Raw genomic sequence first — 20,433 nt, 5'->3', positions numbered from 1 at the left:
CTCAGGGGTCGGCGTCGGCGATGAGAATCGGGTGTTGGGGAGAGGTGAGGCGGTCTGCGGTGACTCGGTCTCACGTGACGCCTCATCTGGCGAAGTCGGCGAGCAGCCGCTCACGAGGAGGGAGGCGATGAGGGCGAGCAAGACGGTCGAGTACCGAGACGAAGAAGCGGGCACACGTCAAAACTACCGATTTCGGTAGCTAATGCAACCCGGTTCGGTTACCGAAATGGGCTTATATCATCTTTGGTACATTCCAGGGGTGGCTAGACGACCGGCGCCGGGACCGACCGACTTTTCGCGACGCGTGGTCCGCGCGGTTGAGACGCTTCGCGATCGTGCACGGCTGACCAACACCGAACTCATCCGTGCTGCGGGCATCTCGGCGAACTACTTCTACATCCGTCTGCGCGGCGAAGCGCCGTTCACCACCAACGACATCGAGAAGCTCGCTGGAGCCTTCGGGGTCGAACCGTACGAAGTGCTGCAGCTCGCGTCTTCTCCGAACCCGGAAGACGGTGGCGGAGAGCTCACTGCTGAGCGCATCGACGGCAGGGAGTTCGCTCGACGACTCCGATTCCTCGCCGAAGGGCCGACGAGTGCGGATGCTCAGATCTTCACTCTCGACACCCTCGTTCAGTCCATCCGCGGTCGTGACATCAGCTTCGAGCCGAAGGACTGGGATGAGCTGCTTGAGCTGGAGGGCTCCACGCGGCTCCCGGTCGATCTGCTCGTCGGTCTCAGCGAGTTCTTCGGCGTCAGCTACGAGTACCTGACCGCAAGGCGTGAAGACGAAGCCAGCGAGCTCATCGAAGCGGAGATCCGCTTCCACCGGGCGCTACTGGCTACCGGAGCCACCTCGATCAGTGCTCGAGCGCTGGGGGGCATGAACGCGAAGCAGCTCGCCGCCGTGACCAAGGCGATTCTGTCGATCGAGCGAACTCCGAAGGAGGGCACTACCGAATGAGCACCACCCAGAGCAATGAAGCCCTGTGGTTCGAACACGCCGACGTCGCCGCACGCACGACGCAGACGTTCGAGGAGAACCGGTTCCAGGACGATCAGACCCTGGATGCCCTCCTCAAGCATGTCTCTGACCTGCACGGCAAACCGATCCACGTCGATGCCATCGACGACGATGACTGGCAGACGCTCACAGCTCTCTGGGTCGATTTTCCCGACGAGGCCCAGATTCTCTACCGCTCGACCGATACCCGGCTCTACCAGATGCACTGCATCCTGCACGAACTCGCTCATATCGCCCTCCGCCACCCCGGCTGCAACGTCCTCGGGGACGACTCTTCCGTCGCCTCCTATCGGGGGACGAACGGAGTCGTGCGCGGCCGGCTCCTGGAAGCAGGCGGCTTGGAGGACCTCGAGAACGTTGATGGGGACCGGCGCATCCTCGAAGGCGAAGCAGAGCACCTCGCCCATCTTCTTTCCCGCTCACTCCTGCGTCCTCGTTTCCGGGAGGACGAGGAGGTCTTCGGGTAGATGCAGGCTTTAGCCCTGATCGCTCTTGTGGTCCTCGCCGTCGTCTTCGTCGCCCGGATCCCCGCTGCTGTCTCCCAGCCCTCGAGCCGGTTGTCCTGGCTCGCGAGCGGAGTCGGCTCCCTCGCGCTCCTCACCCGAGTCCACCCCGGATTGGACCGGTTCCTCGGTGGCGAGAACTACATCAACCTCGCCCAGAACGTCCTGGCGACCACCGCGTTCTGGTTGGTCATGAGAGCAGCCCTCCTTCAGTCCCGCAGCACCCCGCGATTCTGGACGAGGAAGCTCATCCTCGCCGCCATGCTCGTGTCCTTCGTCGTGCCGTTCCTGTTCATCGCCGACAAGGAACCCACCTCGAAAACGTTCATCACCGAGCACATCTCCCAGACAGGTACCTGGCTTTACGCCAGCATCTATATGACGGCGATCCTCGCCATCTCGACGATGCTCCTGCTCGGTCTCCGTCGCAGAAAAGCGCGCTCCTACGGCTTCTTCGTCGCAGGCAGCAGCCTCGTCATCCTCGCCTGCATCGACGAGATCATCGTCTTGTCCCTCGACCACTTCGAGGTCACCGACCTCGGTTTCCGCGTCCTCCTGCGGAACGCGTTCGACTTCCTGTTTTACTGCGGCGTGATCCTCATCGTCACCGGAATCGCCTCATTCACACTGCAGAAGGCCATGCGCGAGGCGCGACTCAGTCGGCATGCACGGCGACTTCGGCGCCTCGCCGGCAGACTCGCGGTGATGCGGACTACGAACGGGTCAAGTCGCGTTCGAGACGAATCATCGATCGCGGTCGTATACGACCTGGTCATCGCGCTACGCGACTTCGAGAACGCTCACCGCGGCCGTCTGACACCAGCCGACGCTCGTCACGTTGCAGCGGCGGAGGCCATCGTTATGGAACAGCTCCCCTCCCCCGCGACCACAAGAGCTTGGACTCGATGAGCGCCCGGCAAGTCGGCGTGAGAGCTGTCGTAGGAGTAGCGGGAGCCGCTGTGACTGCCCTCTCCCTGCTGGCAGGCATCGGTGTCGTCCTGGGGCGGCGAGTCGTGCTGCCCGGGCGCAAGAAGACCGTGCAGGTCCTCTCGGCGACCCCGGACAGCCTCACTCTCCACGCCACGCCCGAAACCCTTCACAACGGCGAGTACGGCTTCTGGTTCGACTCCGATCGGAGCCACGCGCTCGTCGGCCGGATTCTTCATCACGACGCGATCGAGCGGACCGTTCGCCGCGAGGTTCTTCGAGTCACCGGCGGCGATCTCTCCACCGCTCACGAAGGCCGATGGACCGGGCACGTCTTCGCGCGTCCTGAGGACATCGACCCGCGCGTGCGCGAGATCCACGTCGACGCGCCAATAGGCCCGTGTCCGGCGTGGCTCTTCCCGTCGACCGGCGGCGAGGGCGAAACAACCTGGGCGATCCACGTGCACGGCATCCGCACCACCCGCATCACCGCGCTGCGCTCAGTCCCGGCAGCACGCAAGCTCGGCTACACGTCACTCGTTCCTTCGTTCCGAGGTGACGGAGATGGGCCACCAACGAAGAACGGGGCGTCGACTCTCGGTCAAACCGAATGGGATGACGTCGATGCTGCGATCAACTACGCCGTGGAGCACGGAGCGCACAGCATCGTTCTGTTCGGCTGGTCCCTCGGTGGCGGAATCGCACTTCAACTCACCGAGCGGTCTCGACACCGCCAACTCATCACAGCCCTCGTCCTCATCGCGCCCGCCACCGACTGGCGGCAGGTCATTCGGGCTGGAGCGCGCCGCGCTCATCTGCCATCGGTGGTGGGTGCACTTGGGACGTTCGCGCTCTCCACTCGCCCCCTCAGCACCCTTGTAGGACTTCCCGGGCCCATCGATTTCGATGCCCTGGACTGGACCCGAGGACCGAGACTCACCGTTCCAACCCTCCTCATCCACTCAGACGGAGATCGGGAGGTGCCTGCCTCGTTGTCACGGGCCTTCGTGAGCGTGAACGTCGAGCGGAGCGCGCTAGCCCTGCTCCCGCCCGCTGCGCATGCCTGGGAGTACAACGTCGCGCCGGACGCATTCGACGCTTCGGTTCGTGAGTGGCTTCAGAGTCCTGGCTGACTCTTTGGATGGTGTACCTGAATCGGTACGGTAGCAGCACCTATTTTGGTAGGGTGCCGACATGGTTGTTCGACGGGAGTCTCATGCCCCGGCAGGTAGGGGCCGTCACGGCGCGACTTGGGCTGACGCCCCTGTCCCTCGGCAGCAATCGCGCTTAATCCCGGGATTGATCCGCCCTACGCTCGGCGTGGCGCGCACAATCCCGGGGTTAGATCAGCACTCTGGAGGCATGGCTCCGATCAAGCAGAAGCGACGCGCGCGCAACGGCGCCGTCACCGTGCCCGTCGAGTTTCAGATGCCCCACGTGCTGAAGGACGACGTCGACGGCGCCGCCAAGGCCTCAGGCGTCTCCCGCTCGCTGTACTTCGAGCTTCTGGCAGATCAGCTCCGCGACTCCACCGGGCGTCTGCCCGTGCTGGCACCGACGTTCGATATCGACCAGGAGGCGCACATCTCCGCCGCTTAAACGAAGGAGGCCCGCCGAAGCGGGCCTCACCAAGTTTCGTAGCTCGTACCCCGACACCGACCAAAGCAACGGGTCCGAGCTAATCAAGTCACCACCCTCACGGGAGGCTTCTCTATGCCCGAAAGATTACACGACGGGCTGAGAGATTCAATGATGGATCTTTCGGCGCGCCGTAGCAGCTCGTCGACGCTCGGCGGCGACGCATGGTCCCTGACGCGTCGGCTGAGCCCGCGCGGCACTGTCCGGACGATGCGCCGCGACGCCTACGGGCGCTTGGACGAGAACGCGTACCCCACGGCGTTCCTGATCTCTCCAGTCGCCCCGAGCACTCCCTGGGCCGTCTACCTTACGGACGACGCCGGCACGTTCCGGCTGCTCTGCTTCGACTTCGACGGCAAGGACTCCCACGGCGTCGACGCGGACCTCATGGAGCAGGCCGCGGACGACTGTGACGCTCTCTCCGCCGTTCTGGACACACACCAGGTGGCCCATCTCGTGTGCCAGTCCTCCGGGACTGGCGGCCGGCACCTGTGGATCGCACTCGCCGAGGGTGCTCCGGCCGAGTTGGTGGCTCGGCTGGCGATCGCCGCGCGCGCGAACTTCCGCACGCTGGATCACGGGATGCTCTGCAACCCCCGAACCGGCGCCGCTCGACCTCCCCTGTCCCCGCACCGCGACGGCAGCTTCTCGAGCGTTCTGCGCGGTCGCGCAGAGGAGCTGCTGGATGCGACCGTCACCGCGGCCGCCATTGAGGCCGTGACCGCTGCGCTGCAAGCCTCCCGCCCGCCACGCGCCATCGACGCTGCTCCCCCGGCCGCCCCGACCACCACGCATCGGGCACACCGCCAGCTCAGCGCTGCCGGCGCCGGGCACATGGCGGCCGCGGGTGGCGGTGCGAATCCGTCGTGGACGGCGTTCATGTGTCTGCTTTCCGCGGCGCACGCCGGCTGGTCCTTGACCGACGTCGAGCACGCCGCTCGGACCGCTCCCGGGATGGAGCACTTCCGGACCAAGAACACCGGTCGCGGTAACCGCCGTCCGCGCTCGCGCGACGAAGCGGCGGAGCGCCTGACGCGGCAGTGGCAGAAGGCGCTCCAGTACGCGGCGCTGCACGCCGTTCTCCCGTCCGAGCGCGAGCCGGGCGACCTGGTGGAGCTGGAGAGTCTCGTCGGCTCCGTCAGCGCCCTCGTCGAGCGGTTCCGGGTGAGCCCGGGCCGGTGGGGGCGGACCGAGCGGGCGACGTCGGAGAAGACGATCCTCACCGCTCTGGCCTACCTGACCCTGCACACCGGCAAGCGCACCGTGGCCGCTTCCATCCGTGACCTCGCCCTCCTCGCGGGCCTGGGCCGAACGACCGCGGCCAGCGCCCTGCGGACGCTGCGCGAGGACGGCTACGTGCAGCTCGTCGTCCGCGCGGACGGCTCGAACGCCAGCGAATGGCGACTGTCCGAGCACCTTTCCACAGGTTTACTGCAAGGTCCGGTCACAACTACTAATAACCCCCGCCCCCCCGGGCCGATCTTCACCGAACGAACCATGCTCCTCACCATGCTCGAAGCAGACCTCACCGACACCCGGCACGACCTCTTCACCCGCGCCGGCCTGGGACACCTGGCAGGAAAGACCTACGCTCTGCTGCGCCGCGAAGGGACCCTCGCCCTCGACGCCGCCGCCACGTTGCTTGGGGTCACCAGCCGTACCGCCGCCACCGCCCTCTCCCGCCTGCGCACACACCGGCTGATCATCAAGCACACGACCGGGTGGACTCGCGCCAAGCGCGACCTGCGCACCGCCGCAGCTCGCACCCTCGGCGTTCACGGAGCCCTCGCAGATCGAGCCCATCGCTACGACGTCGAGCGCGAAGTCTGGGCCTGGTGGCAAGCCGAGCTGACCCACCGCTCCTCCTCCCCCAGGCAACGCCCTCGACGCCGACACGTCACGAGCCGACCCCTGTTCGAGGACACCACACCCGGTGAGCGCGTCTGGCCGCTCTACCCCCGCGACGCCGCCGGCCGCGGCGATCACCGCGAGGCGCTGTACTGGGGACGCACCGGCATGCTCGCCCCCGGATCGCTCTGGTGGTCCTCGACCGCTGCGTAGCCCCGACGCTGCCCCTCGACGTTGACATGGATTTCCGACGAGCTCGACGCGCCCGAGACGGCTCCACCCAGCGGCCGGACCATTGGTGCCTAGGAGCGCTGTCGGACCCTCCGACTTACACTCGACCTTCATCGAACGTATGTTCGAACTGGTCAGGAGGTATCGAGATGACTGTGACGATCGTGGAGCGGATCTCGACTCCGGCGCTGGACGCCGTGGCGATCGCGTTCCTCGTCGCCGGCGACGCGGTAGCTGCCGGGTTCCCCTCCCCCGCCCAGGACTATTTCGATGGCTCCCTCGACCTCAACGACCACCTCATCCGCGACAAGACGTCGACCTTCATCGTCCGCGTCTCCGGGGAGAGCATGATCGGCGCCGGCATCAGCGACGGCGACGAACTGGTGGTCGATCGCTCCCTCTCCCCCAAGCACGGCAACGTCGTCGTCGCGATCCTCGACGGCGAACTCACCGTCAAACGCCTCGAGCTCTCCCGCGGCGGCGTCATCCTGCGCGCCGAGAACTCCGAGTACCCGCCGATCCTCGTCCCCGAGCTCAGCGACCTCCAGATCTGGGGCGTCGTCACCGTCTGCCTCCACCACCTCCACCGTGCGCTCTGAACAGCGCAAGCGTCATCCTCACCAACCTCTCCCCCAAGAACTCCCACGCCTTCCTCGACGGCTTCGACACCGTCTTTGATACCAAGGGCCTCGGCGCGACCATCGATGCCGTGACCAAGCGCCACGGCCGCTCCGCTGTCGGCTTCGGGCTCGCCGGAATCCGCAAGGGACCCGTCTGGACGATGAAGCGCGGCGCGCTCTCCCCACGCTCCACAACCCACTGGGGCGAACTGGCGACGGCGTTCGCGCACTGACCGCAGATGCCGGCGCACGGAAACCTGAACCAGATTGCGGTATGAGTCCAAACTTCGGAAGATTCAGAACTACGAAGTCTGTAACTTCGGCTACAGGTCGCAGCGTCGTTCTCTGTAAATTACAGAGTCACAAACTCTGTAAGTCACATCGCAAGAGGGGAGCCCTGTGCGCCAGCGGATACGGAGCAGAACAGGTGTACAGAGTTACAGACTTCGTAGTTCTGTAGGTCCTGGATCAACTAACGGGCGAACCTGCTTGCAGCGGCAGTGGAGGTGTTCCGCATGCCACTTGGACCTGTGGAACGAACCGGCTCAAGCGTCAGAAGAGACCTGCTGTGTGAGCATCCATCGATGCGCCAGCCCTGCTCGGAGGGCGACCAGGTGCAACTTGGGTCGTCGGGGTAGCGGTCGACCACGCACTTCGTAAGTTACAGACTTCCGAAGTTGGAGATCTACGGCCGAACTTTGGTAGTCTGTAACTACGGAAGTGATAGGAGCATCCATGCGCATCGTGTCCCTGGCAAATCAGAAGGGCGGGGTCGGGAAGACGACGAGCCTGATGAACCTTGCGGCAGTCGCCGCCAAGAACGCGCGAGTGCTCGTGGTCGACGTCGACCCCCAACAGTCGACCACCATGTGGGCGGCTCGGGCGGGGGAGCGGCTGCCCTTCGACTTCGCGGAGAACACCGACCCCAACACGCTCACACGCCTGCGGGAGCTGCCGTACGACGTGGTCTTCGTAGATACACCAGGAAATCTGACTGATACGGCGATCCTCGGTGCCGTTCTCGATGTCTCCGACTTCGCGATCGTGCCGATGGTTCCAGAAGCGCTTGCTGTCGATCCGACGCGCAACACGATCAGCAAGCTCATCGAGCCGCGAGATGTTCCGTACCGAGTCCTGCTCGGCAAGGTGGACATGCGTGTACCGAACCTCCTCGAAGACTGGGTCAATCTCGTGGATGTAAGCCTCAAGCTCCCTCGCTTCAAGCAGCACATCCGACAGTACAAATCGATCAGCGATTCGCCGCTCACCGGAGACGTTGTGACGCAGTACCCCGACACCAGGCAAACCGCCAATGCGATCTACGACTACAACGCAGTCGCCCTGGAGCTCACCTCCATCTGGGCGCACTCGACCACGAGGAGCTCCTAATGGCCCGCCAGGACCTCAGCGCAATGCTGTCTACGCCGCCTCAGGCGGATCTGTCTCTCACTCCCCTCGAAGCATCCCCAGAGGCGGTGAAACCTCTTCAGCCGTCGAAGTCGCCGGAAGTGGAAGACGACGCTTCTGCAACTCGACAGGACCCGGCTGAGGGAGCCGGCTACCGGTCCTTCGCCAGGAAAGAAGCGAAGATCCGAGACGATCAGTACACCGCACTGACTGCGCACGCGCGTCGACTCACGCGAATCAGGCCCGCCGGGACCGAGCGAATCACGGAGAACACCCTCATCCGAGTAGCGATCGATCTTCTTCTCGCGAGAAGTGACCAGATCGCGGGCGGGTCGGAGGCCGAAATTCGGAAGTCTGTTGGTCTGTAAGTAACAGACTTGGAGTGAAGACGTCCACGGCCTCCATCCTTGAGCACGCCCTCCGCTCGGGCATTTTTACTGACCGTTACGGTCTTTCGATAGAATCCTCTATAGGAGGTGGTTGCCATGGCGATCGCTCAGAGGCCCGATGGGGAGGCCGTTCGCCGGCTGCGTAGCCGTCAGGTCGTGACGAGAGTGTCGTACCTGCGGGAGCTGCGCCGGGCCGCGCAGGACACCACGCAGAGGCAGCTCGCGCGTCTGATCGGTATCTCTCAGCCCTCCGTGAACAGCGCCTTGAAGTCCGCGGCCGCCGTGCCGGACGTGCGCTCCGGCTTCTCCGGCGCCACCACGTACGAAATCGCCCAGCGTTACGACGCCGGCGAGCTGACGCGCGAGCAGACCATCGACGAGCTCGGCCGCTGGTCCTACCGGCCCGGATCGCCTAGCGACGGCTTCGACTGGACGACCGCGGACGCGGGGGAGTTCGAGGACGTCGGGCGCGCCTTCAGCGAGCACCTGATCGACGCGGAGATGTACGACGAGATCCTGACCCGCTACAGCGAGCAAGATCGGTGACGGGCGAGGACTCGTCAGCGATCGCCGCGCACCGCGAGACGGTGCGTGAGTGGGCACGGGCGGGAGGCCCGCTGAGCCCTGCCAGCGAGCGGGCGACGGTCAACAACCGCGACTGGTTCGTCCGCGGCCCTGACGGCGTGGACCGGCTGCGCGCTGCGCGCCGGGAGCTGCACGACCGCCTGGTCGCCTCCTACCGCGACGAGTTCCCCGACGTCCGTGCAGAGCGGAAGGCGATCATCCTCGCCGGCCCGCCCGGGGCCGGGAAGTCGACGGTCCTCGCGGACGTGCTCGGCGCCGACCGCGGCGCGTGGATCACCGTCGACGCGGACGAGTTCAAGCGCGCCCTTCTCACCGAAGCGATCAAGGACGGCAGCTACGACCGCGCGATGCCGCCCGAGGTCCGCGCCGCTGAGGCGGCGGGGGAGCGGTTCTTCCCGCTCGAGCTGGCCTCCCTCGTGCACGAGGAGTCCTCGCAGCTCGCGATCCGCGTCCGCAACGAAGCGGTGCGGGACGGGCTGAACGTCGTGATCGACACCGTGCTCTCGTCACCCGAGAAAGCCGTCGAGCTGGGGCAGCGACTCGGATCCGTCGGCTACAGCGTCGAGGTCATCGACGTGGAGGTCCCGTTCGAGCTGTCGGAGTCGCGCATCGCCGGCCGCTGGCAGCAGTCCTACGAACGCGCCCTCGACGGCGCCGACGAGCTCGGTGGCCGATGGGTGCCCAGCGAGTACGCCCGCGGCGTTTACGCCGGCCCCCGGCGGCCGCTCCCTCCCCGAGGTCGCCGCCGAGCAGCTGGCCGACACCGGACTGACCGTTATGCGCTACCGGCGCTACAGCACCTCCGCCGAAGGGCAGCCGCGCACGCTCGACGTCGATAAGTCGCGCACCGCGTTCGGAGAACCCCTAATCGACACGGCCCTCGCACAAGCACGAGCGACCGTCACCCGCAGCTTCCCCACCACGACGCCGACGCAGGCGCCGGACCGCGGCGACCGAAGCCGTTAGACCCACTGCCGGCGGCGCCCGTCAGCAGCTTGCGCTCTTCCTCTACCCGTTCCGGGGGTCGCTAGATGCGGTACCGGCGAAATCGGGGGAGGGAGGCTAGGCACGCTTGCCCGAGAAGTACCGCCAGGAGATGTGGACGGTCAGGACGAACGAGGCACCCGTCGCGCTCACTTCTGCGGGAGTCGACTCCGTGATCGTTCCCTCGTAGGACTGGCGATTAAACCCCTCAGACAACGGGAGGCCGCTGACCTGGAAGCGGGAGGCGGCTACGAGTGTCCAACGCACGGTCGCCGCTCCCTGAGCACCTCCCCCGGGGAGGTTGCGCCCGCCGCCGCCGGTGAGTTCGCCGCCCTGCATTAGGTCGACCCCGACGAGGGAGTCAACGACCGTTCCTCCCGGGCCGAACATGTCGTTGGTGGCGAGGAACTCATCCACGGCAGCGGCTGCCGCCTGCTGGTCGGTGTCGTTCAGAGCGAACACGATTCCGCCGCCGAAGAGACAGACGGTCGAGAGCTCAGACGCCGATCCGAAGAGCTGGTTCCCTCCTCCCTCTGAGAAGCACCAGTCCTCTGTCGCGCGCGCCACCTCGCGCACACCCGGCGTGATGCTCACTGCCATCGCCTCATCGAACAGCGGACGGGTATCCACTCGCGCTGCGGAGACGACTGACGAGGTCGGTGAAGGGCCGGGGACGTCACCGACGCATCCCGAGAGCAGTGCCACAACGGCCGAGAGTGAGACCAGGCCCGAGAACCGGCGTCGATCCGTGCAACGGAGGGCGCGTCGCGGAGGCATGCCCCCACCGTAGGGCGCTGCTGATCGTTCTTCCGCTACCCGTTCCGGGGGCCGCTAGATGCGGCACCGGCGATGCCGGGGGAGGGAGGCCGCTGCGCGGCCCATTCCCCTGCGTTTTCCTTACCTTGTTGCTCGGGCGGTTTCGGTGCAGTCGTAGTGTGTCGATCGTCCGAGGACGGCGGGTAGGGCTCCTGCGTTTTGGCCGCTGTGACGGCTTGTGAAGAATGGCCGCCCGCCGTCCACCCGATGGTTCGACCGCTAATTGAGAGAAGCGACCAGATCGCTGCGTAAGGAAAAGTCGGCGCGACCATCACCACCACCTGACGTTGCGAAGGGAGCGGCCATGCCGCAGATTTGGGCCGGGATCGATGCGGGGAAGGGGCACCATCACTGCGTGGTCATCGACGCAGACGGCGCCAAGCTTCACTCCGCCCGCGTCGCCAATGACGAGGCGGCGCTGCTCGAGCTGATCGCTACTGTCACTGATCTCGCCGGTGGCGATGAGTGCCTGTGGGCGATCGATCTCAGCAGTGGGGGAGCGGCACTGATCCTCGGGCTCCTCGCTGCTCATGCCCTGCCAGTCGTCTACATTCCGCCTCACGCTGTGCACCACGCGGCGAAGGCGTACCGGGGTGATGGGAAGACCGACGCGAAGGACGCGGCGATCATCGCCGACCAGGCGCGGATGCGCCGCGACCTGCAGGTACTGACGGTCGAGGATGAGACGCGCATCGAGCTGCGCGCGCTGACCGCTCACAGGAAAGACCTCGTCTGCGACCGTACCCGCGCGATCAATCGCCTTCGCGGGCACCTGCTCGAGTACTTCCCGGCGCTTGAGCGCGCGTTCAACTACTCCGCCAGCCGAGCCTCGCTTCTTCTGCTCACCGGCTATGCCACGCCGGACGCGATCCGGAAGATGGGGGAGTCCCGCCTGGCGCGGTGGCTTCGCACACAGGGCTGCCGGACGGCCGTCGCGACCGCCGCCGCCGCGGTCACCGCGGCGAAGAGTCAGCAGAGCGTGCTTCCTGGCCAGGCGATCGCAGCTGAACTCGCGCGCCGGCTCGCGCTCGATGTCATCGCTCTCGAAAGCCGCATCGCGGGAATCGACCAGCTCATCGCCGCACGGGTCGAGAGCAGCCGTGCCGCTGAGCTCTTGCGCTCGATGCCGGGCTTCGGTCCGTTGCTCGCGGCCGAGTTCCTTGCGTCGACCGGCGCTGACCTCAGCGTCTACGTCAGCGCCGATCGGCTCGCCGGCGTCGCCGGTCTCGCTCCGGCGCCGCGTGACTCGGGCAAGATCAGCAGCAATCACCACCGGCCACGCCGCTACGACAGGCGTCTGTTGCGCGCCTGCTACCTCGCAGCGATGGTCAGCGTGCAGCAGAAGACCGAGTCGAGAGGGTTCTACGACCGTAAGCGCGCTGAGGGGAAGTCGCACAAGCAGGCGATTCTCGCTCTTGAGCGGCGCCGCCTGAACGTCATCTGGGCGATGTTCCGAGACGATCGACCCTACGATCCGCCTTCGCTCTCCGACGGTGCCTTTGAGGAAAGCGCAGCTCCGTCGCTGGCCCCAAAGGCCCGCCAAACCGTCGCTGCTACAGCAGCTCTCGCTGTAGATCACATGGGTCTAGGGCTGGTTGTGGCCTCCTACGCCGCTCGCGAGTAGCAGCGGGTGAACGGCGTACGAGACCAGCAGGACCCCGGCTGTGAATGCCGATGCGAGCATCAGGGCACCCCAGAACGATCGTCTGACCCTGCGGGCGAGAGTCGCGCACACCAGCCCAACGCCTGCACTCGCAAGAGCGACAGTGCATAGCGTGAGGTAGCCCGAAACGAGTTGCGCTCCGTTTCAGCAGAGTGCGCTCGCAGGGAAGAGCCAGCGATCCGCCGCGCCTCCGTCTTCGAAGCGACACGCCTCGTCTGGTTGCCACGTTCCCCGAAGGCCGGCGACGAAGTTTGCGAAGAGAGCGAGAGCCACGAGCACGATTCCGATGATGCCAAGGAGGAAGTCCGGGATCCGGCCCGTCGAGGACTTGGCCGTCTCCTCCTCTGGAGTGCTCGGCAGCTCCGCCGGATCTGTCGACGTCACCAGTCGTCGCCCAGCATGCGCAGGGCGTCTTCCTCCGACCGAGGCTCTTTTGGATCATCAGTGGATGCGAACGGGCGTGGAGGCCCCGACAGGAAGAGAAGGGCGGTGAGGACGAGGACCGACACCGCGGCGCTGCCCGCGAGCAGCATGCCTTCGAGGGGAGCGAAGGACACGGCTCCGCTGAGTAAATCACGGTCCGTGGTGGGCTGAGAGAATGCGTCAGCGGCGAGGCTCGCCACGACGATGACGCCGATGACGCTTGCTGCCGCCCAGATCAGCCGTGCACGGATACCAGTGCTCTTCGGGTCCTTGATTACGATCTTCCAGACGAGCCCGATCGCGGCGGGCAAGAGTATTCCAGCTCCAGCGGCGGCAGTCATACCTGGCCCTCGTCTGCTGCCTGGGGCTCGGCTGTCGGGCGGTTAGTTCGCGTCATCGTTGCCCATCTCGTGCACGATCCGGCCGTCGCAGCCGGCCTGGGTCCAGTCGTAGGGGCCGGTGGAAGTGAGGTTGGTGCCGTAGAGGGCGGTCCACGCCTCGCTGCCCGCGGCCGGAAGTCCGGAGCCCTGGTTCTCGGGCGAGCGTTCCCACCACAGCTGGAAGGTGTAGTCGTGGCCCTCCTCGCGCATGCAGGCGGCGATTCGAAGCTGCATATCGACCCAGGTGACAGCGTTGGTGAGCTCGTCGCCGACGAGGCTTGCCGGGTAGGTGAAGTCATCCGGTGCGTCGGAGTCGTCGTAGAGGCGGGCACCCCACTGGTCGTACCGGTGCCCGTCGGGGGCTGCGGTCGGAGTCGGTTGCTCGAACGGCATTCCCGGCTCTCGAGCGGTCGGCGCGGACGAGGGAACGGGCGACGAGGACACGTCTTCCGCGATCACAGGCGGGTTAGCTGCCCGTGCGGCGGCGTAGCCGTCGTCGTAGTCCTGAACGGCCGACGTTGCGTTGACGACAAGGACGGCGCCGAAACCTGCTGCGAGCAGCAGGCCTGCCGAGGCAAGGGCGATCGCGGCGCGAAGGCGTGTGCTGCCTCGAGGGCGGGGATCAGTCACAGCGTCACCTGGCTTTCAGTCGGGCGCCGTGCGATCGACCAGCAGAGGACTGTCGCGAGCAGGACGAGTCCCTGCGCGTTCCCCAGCAGAAGGAGAACGAGATCGAGAGAGGACACGGACGACACGAGCACGGGGACCGTGGCGCTGACGTACCAGAGCGCGTCGACGGCGATGGTGGGAAGAACGGAGACGGCGACTGCTCCCAGCACGGCGCCAGCGCTCCGTGTCCGGTGGTGCAGGAGTAGCAGCAGCGCGAGCGCGGCGGCGGCGGTCGCCGCATAGACCGGCGCCACCGTGTCGAACGGCATGGGGCTCTCGGTGGCCAGGCGGATGCTCGCCCACCCGCCGAAGACGACGGAGGCGAGAACAAGCACGAACACGACCGCCCAGAGTGCAGTGGAGAGCGACCCGACCCGCGCGTTGAATAGAACATCCGCGCTGCCCTCGTGCAGACGGGCACGGCGCCACAGCAGATCCGAGCCGACACCCCGGAGGGTGCGCGACCTGATCTGATGAGCGGTGCGGGCGGGAACCTGTTCGGCTTCCTGCGCCCACCTGGTGTGCTCGAAGAGGTCGGAGGCGATCTCATCCGCCCGCTCGACAGCGAAATGCGGATCCAGCCCGCGTGTGTAGAAACGGCACCAGCGCAGCGCAGCGCCTGTTGAGCGGCGTACTGCCGCCGACGACCGGGCGCTCATGCCGTTCCGCCCACGATGAAGGCCGCGCGGCCGATGGCGCTCGGTCGGGCGGCAGCGGCCGCATGTGCAACTGCGCGTCCCTCGCCCGTCACCTCGTAGCAGCGGCGCGGAGGGCGACCCTGCGCATTCGCCTCCGCCTTGTCCTCCCACGACGACGAGACCAGGCCGCGCTCCTGCATCCTGCCCAGCGCCTTGTAGAGCGTGCCGTGCGCGGTGAGTGGGCGGCCGTCGCCGGTGGCGAGCAAAGCTGCAAGGGCGAAACCGTGCATCGGCTCGCCTACGTCGATGAGCGCGTCCAAGAGGTCGAGCTCGAGGGGGAGGACAGCTCCCTGCTTCCGTCTGGGCATGATCGAAGAATAGGAAGATAGGGGTTCGAGGTCAAGAGCGGATTGGAGGCGAGGCGAGCCCTTGCTCACCTCCCTCCACAAGACGGCGTGACCGGCGTCGGCACCAGCGCGCCGTCGCGGCAGTCGATATGGACTGCTCGAGTCAGAGCGCAGACAGCGCTGGTCCGTAAGGGGCGGCCCCTCGGGGACGGAATCGCACTGCCCTGCTCAGCACACGACCGAGGATCGGATGATCTGGAACGCCAGGCTCGCGATCACGACGGCGAGGAATGTGATGGGCGGCACGGGTATCGCAACTGGTGCAGCCCTCCGCCGAACGAGCATCAGGCTCGCGGCGAGGATCAGCGCGAACGCCGGGGTCGCATAGGCCGCAACGAAAACGCCAAATTGACCCCATCCATCGGCGGAGGAGAGGTTGTCGTTTTCGCGTGCCATCTCCCAGAACGCAGCGCCTAAGAACGCAACGAACGTGAACACCGCTGCGCCCAGAATGCCGACCGTGAGAAGAGTGAAAGCCAGAGCTCTTGAGTGGCCAGTCGCCCGGTTCCTCTCAGAGGCGACCCACACGCCTGTAGCGATGACGACGATGGCTACGGCGTACCAGTACGCCTCGGCGGGGACGTATCCCGGACTGAAGCAGTCCCCGAGGACCCTGCCCAGAGTCGGGAGGGACGCCACGAACTGCAGCAGGAGCGCCGCGACCACCACCAGGATCAAGAGCACCTGGCCGAGTACGCGAAGCACCCGTAAGGAGGCGGGGAGCGATCTTGCGCTGCTGGAGCCCATTCATCCCCCCGGGAAGCACCAGCACCGACCGCCAGTCAATCGATTCTGCCTCACTCGACGAACCACGCGGAGACGGAGGTGGAGGACCGCGAAATGCAAATCACGTCCGGGAATCTCGATTACGGCAGCACCCTCTACTACGTCCATTGGACCGGCTGGGCGCACGCCGCCGTTTCGCCCGAAGGGGAGCGCGAGGGGGACGCCCCTCGCGGCCGGACCGAAGGTGAGGAGGCGAACACGAACAAAAGCTCGCGGCCTGGGGTTACGCGCTCTCCCCGGTCGAGCTGGTCGTCACCGCCGACACCAAGGTCGCGGGTCAGGACGCCGGGCGGACCATGCGGATCTCTCTGATGCCGCCTTCGATCTTGACGGTCCCAGTGGGGGCGAACCCGCTCTTGCGGTAGAACGCCTGCGCCCGCGGAACGGGGTCCCCGACCCAGAGCGCTGCGGGCTCGCCAGGATCGATCACTGCGTTCAAGAGAGCCTCGCCTGCTCCGGTTCCGTGGTGTTCCATTGCGACGTAGAGGACGTTCAAGTGCCACGTCCATTCCTCACCCTCGGTGGGATTCGACATCGCAATGCCGAAGATGACGCCCTCGCGTTCCGCAAAGGCGACTCGAATGTCGGCCCATCGCTCGTCTGTCAGAGCACCGATCCAGAATCGTTCCCTTGATTCGAGCAGGTCGGGAGCATCGAGGACCTCGTCTGACACCAGGGTTCCGCGGTAGGTGTCTCGCCAGGACGCGACGTGTACCAACGCCATCGCTTCCGCATCGGCTGGCCGGGCCGGTCGAACCAAGAAGTCGCGTTCCATGCGCCCACGCTACTCAGCAGACGGGCACGGGGGTTGCCCAAAGAGCCGGCTACGCCCTGCCGGACGGAGCCGGCCGGAGGAGCCTGCGGCGCTGTTGACAACCTGATTGAGATTCTTCACCTCTCCGCGGTTTCAACCTATTTCGCTCCAGCGGCTGCGTGCCACCGATCCCGAACGCGCCCTGCGGGCTTATTTCGCCCGTGATCGGCGTCACTCCGCCGCCTCCACTCAAACGGTTTTCCCCGCCGGAGAGGCAAAGAAAAACGATCAGCCAGAGGGAGACACACCATGAGCCAGCAGCGCGGCACCCGTACCGAGGTCATCACGAGCGAGAACCACGGACCCGGAGCGGAGGGCATCAGCCGGACCGCGCGTCAGGTGGTCATCGTCGGCGCCGGTGGCAACGACCCGGTGACCGAGCAGACGCCCGCCGTGCGCCTGGTCACCCGCAGCGGTGGCCGCGCGGTGGCCGGGGTGACGTTGCAGCACTTTGAGCCCGTCGAGCCGCTGCCCGCGGATCGCATCGGCTACATGGCTTCCGGTGCCTATGTCGTCGTGCCGGTCGCGGTCGCCCGAGCGCTCGACCTGTACCCCGCCGCCTACTCGCTGCACGACCGCAGCGAGACGCCCGCCGACTACCTCGCCAACGACTGATCACCGACCCGAGAAGGAGAACCGACATGCTCACCATCACCCACACCCCCGAGGCCGGAACGATCATCGAGGGCACCAGCCGCGGAGACGGCACCGCCGAAATCCTGAAGGCGAACGGCTGGCGCTGGGGCCGCTCCATCACCGCCTGGTACGTCCCGCAGTCCCGCGACCGCCTCCCGAAGTGGTGGACCATCAACCGTGCCGCGACCGCGCTGCGCGAGGCCGGCCACGAGGTCACGATCGACGCTGACGAGACGTTCCGGCCCACTGCCGAGGTCGAGGCGGACAAGACCGAGCGCCAGGCCGCCCGCGTCGATGCGCTCGACGCGAAGGCCGACCGGCGCGCCGCGGACGCGAACACCGCCGACGCGGCCGCGCGCCGCGCGCTCGACCGGCTCCCCGAGGGAGGCGAGCCGATCAAGATCGGCCACCACTCCGAGAACCGGCACCGCAACGCGATCGCCAAGGCGGATGCCGCGATGGGCCGCAGCGTCGAGGCCGACCGCGAAGCCACCCGCGCCCGTGCCCGCGCCGACGTCGCAGCCAAGACCACCGATCACCGCTACGCGCCCGGAATGGTCGCCCGCCGCATCGACCGGATCGCAACCGACATTCGCGGGTACAGCCGGAAGATCGAGGGCAGCTCGCACAACTTCGGCGGCGGATACATCGAGACGACCAGCCCCGCGACCGGTGCCTACCGGGAGCGACTGCTGACCCAGCGGGCGCAGCTCGAGGACGAGCACGCCTACTGGACCGCGGTCCGCGAGGCGCATGCCGCCGCCGGACAGGTCACGATCCACAGCCGCGACACGATCAACAAGGGCGACATGATCAAGCACCGCTTCGGCTGGCACGTCGTTACCCGCGTGAACCCCAAGAGCGTGACCGTCGCGCTTGACTGGAACGACGGCACCCGCCCCTACAAGGTTGTCTACGCCGACGTGCAGGGACACCACACCGGAGCCGAGGTCGAGGCAGCCCGTACCGCGGCCGCCGAGAAGGCCGCTACCGAGACGGCCGCCGCGAGCTGAACGGTCACGAGCTACCTACCTAGATACCTAGGTAGGTAGCTCGTGAGGGGCGGGCCCCTCACACTCCCCAGGGATCCCGTTCCGGGAGGCGCGAGCTGCGCTTGTGCAGCAGCGACGGAGCGCCGCCTGTTGAGTTGGGCGACGACTTGTCTGCGCCGCGATGTCTGAGATCAGGTTTTGGCCAGTCAGCAGGGGCTGAGTCTTGTGACGGCGTCCGACAGGGTCAGTGCGCTTCCGAGTACGTAGACGTCCGAGCGGTGTTTGGCGGCGAGGGACGCGGTGGCACGTGACGGCACGCAGGACGGGCGACTGAGGACGATTGGCGCGCCCATGGCTGCGGCCACTGTTCCAGCGGAGAGGGCATCGGCGAAGCCCTCTCCTGAGGCGAGGAACGCGCTTGTCGCCAGAGACCCTCCGTCGTAGGAGGCGTTGATCTGCCAACTGGTGTCATACCGGTTGTCGCCACCGATGCGGGTGAGGTCTCGGGCGAGCCCGCGGACGTTCAGGTCGACGCGGAGCCCGTCAGAGATGGAAGGTTCTAAACCGAGAAGAACTGTGTGCTGGGCGTTGAGCCGAGTAAGCGTGGTGGCTGCGCCTGGATCGACGGTGTCGCGCTTGCCGTCCACGAGGAGGACCGGAGCACCACGTCGACCAGCGATCGGTCCGATCGAGAGCGCGTCGGGGAAATCGTTCCCGGTGGCGATAAACACCTCCGGGTAGTTCTTCCCTTGGAACGCATCGGCGATGATTCGCTGAGACGTGTCGTACCGGTCGATACCGCCGATCCGCTGGATGGAAGGAACGAGAGTCCCGAGTTCGTCGTAGACGGCGCTGCTCACCGTCGCGGCGCTGCCCACTACGATCACGCGCTCGGGAGCCAGGCGCAGGATCTCCTCGCGGACCACCCCGGGAAGCGCATCGGGATCAGTCAGGAGGAGCGCGCCATCCTGCACCGAAGCGGCGGGTCCGGCGCTGAGCGCATCGGGCCACTTCGCGCCGCTGGCGACATAGAGCACGGGGATCCCGGGCTTGAAGAGACTGCGGGTGGCGGCGACGGACGTCGCGTAGCGGTCGGTGCCCGCGATGCGATCGACTGTCGAGGTGTAAGGCGCCAATGCGAGGTCGATCCCGGTCACCGCGCCGACCCCCAGGGTGACGGGGGTCGCGCCTGCTGCGGAGGCGGACGACCGCCAGAAGACGTCGCCGCTGGTCGGAGCGGAGTAGGAGGAGGTGTTCTCCAATGCCCGGACAAGGTAACGCCCAGCCGGGAGATTAGGGATTTGGAACGGCGAAGTGCCGCCCCCCTGCAAGTTCACGTACCCGGCACCCATCGGCCAGGCCGAGTCCGTGCCCTCCTCAAGCAGCCACGCCTCGGCGAGGTAGGAGCGGGAGCCTGTAGCGGCAATCGGGGCGCTGATGCTTCCCGCGATCGAGCTGCTCGGCAAGAGGGTGATGTCAGCGTCGGCCGTGCTTACGCTCACGCCCGGCGACTGAGCTGAGATTGGCGTGTCCCCGAGCCAGGTACCGGCGTAGGGCCCGGTCCGCTCTGCGTTCGCTCGGAGGAAGTACGTGGCGCCCGCCGGCACCGAGAAGGAAAAATCGGCGGTCGTCACTCTCTGTATCTGGAAGCCAGCCCAGTTGTACAGCGCGACGGACGGCAGCACATCGGCCGGAGTTCCGATGGTGCCGCCGGCACCATCGGAGACTGTGACGGATCCCGAGATGGTGATCGTGCCCGTCGCGGTTCCCATAGCCGGGTCCTTCCCGCGGGGAGCGAACTGGGAGTTGCCATCGACGGCGACGGCGGCGTCGCCCAATAGAACCGTCCGGCCGTCGACAGGACGCGGCGGCGTGAGAGAGACGGTGTCGGTGACACTGGTAGCGGGCGCGGCATAGGCAGAGGGGGCGATGATCCCCGCACCCATTCCTGCAGCGACAGCGAGGGTGATCAGGGGGAGGCGGCGGCGTCGCGGCACTGGTGCTCTTTCAGCTAGAAACGCCGGAGGTCGGCGGTTCTCGAATGCTAGCCATG

Annotated in this window: 21 protein-coding genes and 1 pseudogene; 14 read left to right on the top strand and 8 right to left on the bottom strand. The window is 66.5% G+C overall.

Annotated elements, in window-relative coordinates:
• Positions 1-259: 259 nt before the first annotated feature.
• The 11 genes from C5C36_RS13815 (at position 260) to C5C36_RS13760 (ending at position 10,011) form a co-directional block, all read left to right on the top strand.
• Positions 260-964, top strand: a complete 705-nt coding sequence (locus tag C5C36_RS13815; protein ID WP_146082460.1) for a helix-turn-helix transcriptional regulator — start codon at positions 260-262, stop codon at positions 962-964.
• On the top strand, positions 961-1,491 hold the full coding sequence (locus tag C5C36_RS13810) for a hypothetical protein (protein ID WP_056045680.1): 531 nt from the start codon (positions 961-963) through the stop codon (positions 1,489-1,491). Before C5C36_RS13815 ends, C5C36_RS13810 begins: the two co-directional genes overlap by 4 nt.
• Positions 1,492-2,436, top strand: coding sequence for a hypothetical protein (locus C5C36_RS13805; RefSeq protein WP_104247899.1), 945 nt, complete (start codon positions 1,492-1,494; stop codon positions 2,434-2,436). It abuts the gene before it with no gap.
• 50 nt (positions 2,437-2,486) lie between these two features.
• The gene (locus C5C36_RS13800; RefSeq protein WP_181027236.1) at positions 2,487-3,587 is read left to right on the top strand and encodes a S9 family peptidase; all 1,101 of its coding nucleotides are present in this window, start codon (positions 2,487-2,489) and stop codon (positions 3,585-3,587) included.
• Between the two features lie 229 nt (positions 3,588-3,816).
• A complete protein-coding gene (locus C5C36_RS13795; protein ID WP_056045669.1) occupies positions 3,817-4,053 on the top strand; it encodes a hypothetical protein in 237 nt (78 codons plus the stop codon).
• Positions 4,054-4,302: 249 nt separating this feature from the next.
• The gene (locus C5C36_RS13790; RefSeq protein ID WP_146085005.1) at positions 4,303-6,153 is read left to right on the top strand and encodes a hypothetical protein; all 1,851 of its coding nucleotides are present in this window, start codon (positions 4,303-4,305) and stop codon (positions 6,151-6,153) included.
• Between the two features lie 167 nt (positions 6,154-6,320).
• Positions 6,321-6,770 (top strand): LexA family transcriptional regulator, encoded by a 450-nt coding sequence (locus tag C5C36_RS13785; protein WP_104247896.1) that lies wholly within the window; start codon positions 6,321-6,323, stop codon positions 6,768-6,770.
• Complete coding sequence (locus C5C36_RS18125; RefSeq protein WP_104247909.1) at positions 6,722-7,024, top strand: DUF4113 domain-containing protein; 303 nt, start codon at positions 6,722-6,724, stop codon at positions 7,022-7,024. Before C5C36_RS13785 ends, C5C36_RS18125 begins: the two co-directional genes overlap by 49 nt.
• Before the next feature lie 502 nt (positions 7,025-7,526).
• The gene (locus C5C36_RS13775; protein WP_056045660.1) at positions 7,527-8,180 is read left to right on the top strand and encodes a ParA family protein; all 654 of its coding nucleotides are present in this window, start codon (positions 7,527-7,529) and stop codon (positions 8,178-8,180) included.
• A gap of 503 nt (positions 8,181-8,683) precedes the next feature.
• On the top strand, positions 8,684-9,133 hold the full coding sequence (locus C5C36_RS13765) for a helix-turn-helix domain-containing protein (protein WP_104247895.1): 450 nt from the start codon (positions 8,684-8,686) through the stop codon (positions 9,131-9,133).
• On the top strand, positions 9,130-10,011 hold the full coding sequence (locus tag C5C36_RS13760) for a zeta toxin family protein (RefSeq protein ID WP_258069254.1): 882 nt from the start codon (positions 9,130-9,132) through the stop codon (positions 10,009-10,011). Before C5C36_RS13765 ends, C5C36_RS13760 begins: the two co-directional genes overlap by 4 nt.
• Positions 10,012-10,234: 223 nt before the next feature.
• Here C5C36_RS13760 and C5C36_RS13755 read toward each other — a convergent pair whose 3' ends face one another.
• Complete coding sequence (locus C5C36_RS13755) at positions 10,235-10,756, bottom strand: hypothetical protein (RefSeq protein ID WP_104247894.1); 522 nt, start codon at positions 10,754-10,756, stop codon at positions 10,235-10,237.
• A 520-nt stretch (positions 10,757-11,276) separates the two neighbouring features.
• Here C5C36_RS13755 and C5C36_RS13750 point away from each other — a divergent pair.
• A pseudogene (locus tag C5C36_RS13750) lies at positions 11,277-12,470 on the top strand (IS110 family transposase); the annotation flags it as partial.
• Positions 12,471-13,015: 545 nt separating this feature from the next.
• On the opposite strand, the gene C5C36_RS13740 reads toward C5C36_RS13750, so the two are convergent.
• The 6 genes from C5C36_RS13740 to C5C36_RS13715 all read right to left on the bottom strand — a co-directional run bounded on the left by C5C36_RS13740 (position 13,016) and on the right by C5C36_RS13715 (position 16,713).
• Positions 13,016-13,369, bottom strand: coding sequence for a hypothetical protein (locus C5C36_RS13740; protein ID WP_181027234.1), 354 nt, complete (start codon positions 13,367-13,369; stop codon positions 13,016-13,018).
• Between the two features lie 72 nt (positions 13,370-13,441).
• The gene (locus C5C36_RS13735; RefSeq protein ID WP_104247891.1) at positions 13,442-13,831 is read right to left on the bottom strand and encodes a hypothetical protein; all 390 of its coding nucleotides are present in this window, start codon (positions 13,829-13,831) and stop codon (positions 13,442-13,444) included.
• A 233-nt stretch (positions 13,832-14,064) separates the two neighbouring features.
• Positions 14,065-14,448 carry a hypothetical protein gene (locus C5C36_RS17335; protein WP_146085334.1) on the bottom strand — a complete coding sequence of 128 codons (384 nt, stop codon included), beginning with the start codon at positions 14,446-14,448 and terminating at the stop codon, positions 14,065-14,067.
• Between the two features lie 314 nt (positions 14,449-14,762).
• Complete coding sequence (locus C5C36_RS13725; RefSeq protein ID WP_104261440.1) at positions 14,763-15,113, bottom strand: PadR family transcriptional regulator; 351 nt, start codon at positions 15,111-15,113, stop codon at positions 14,763-14,765.
• 207 nt (positions 15,114-15,320) lie between these two features.
• On the bottom strand, positions 15,321-15,836 hold the full coding sequence (locus C5C36_RS13720; protein WP_146082962.1) for a hypothetical protein: 516 nt from the start codon (positions 15,834-15,836) through the stop codon (positions 15,321-15,323).
• Positions 15,837-16,215: 379 nt separating this feature from the next.
• On the bottom strand, positions 16,216-16,713 hold the full coding sequence (locus C5C36_RS13715; RefSeq protein WP_219812677.1) for a GNAT family N-acetyltransferase: 498 nt from the start codon (positions 16,711-16,713) through the stop codon (positions 16,216-16,218).
• Between the two features lie 288 nt (positions 16,714-17,001).
• Between C5C36_RS13715 and C5C36_RS13710 the strand changes: the two genes are divergently transcribed.
• Both C5C36_RS13710 and C5C36_RS13705 read left to right on the top strand, forming a co-directional pair.
• Positions 17,002-17,367, top strand: coding sequence for a hypothetical protein (locus tag C5C36_RS13710; protein ID WP_104247886.1), 366 nt, complete (start codon positions 17,002-17,004; stop codon positions 17,365-17,367).
• A 26-nt stretch (positions 17,368-17,393) separates the two neighbouring features.
• Entirely contained in the window at positions 17,394-18,401 is a 1,008-nt protein-coding gene (locus tag C5C36_RS13705; protein WP_104247885.1) for a DUF3560 domain-containing protein, read from the top strand.
• A gap of 185 nt (positions 18,402-18,586) precedes the next feature.
• On the opposite strand, the gene C5C36_RS13700 is transcribed toward C5C36_RS13705, so the two are convergent.
• Positions 18,587-20,152: a cell wall-binding repeat-containing protein gene (locus C5C36_RS13700; RefSeq protein ID WP_181027233.1), complete on the bottom strand. Its 1,566-nt coding sequence runs from the start codon at positions 20,150-20,152 to the stop codon at positions 18,587-18,589.
• Positions 20,153-20,433: the final 281 nt, after the last annotated feature.

The sequence above is a fragment of the Rathayibacter sp. AY1G1 genome (genome assembly GCF_002932095.1).
Lineage (GTDB): Bacteria > Actinomycetota > Actinomycetes > Actinomycetales > Microbacteriaceae > Rathayibacter.
Note: the sequence above shows the minus strand (reverse complement) of the source record. Positions and strands in the feature narration are given on the sequence as shown.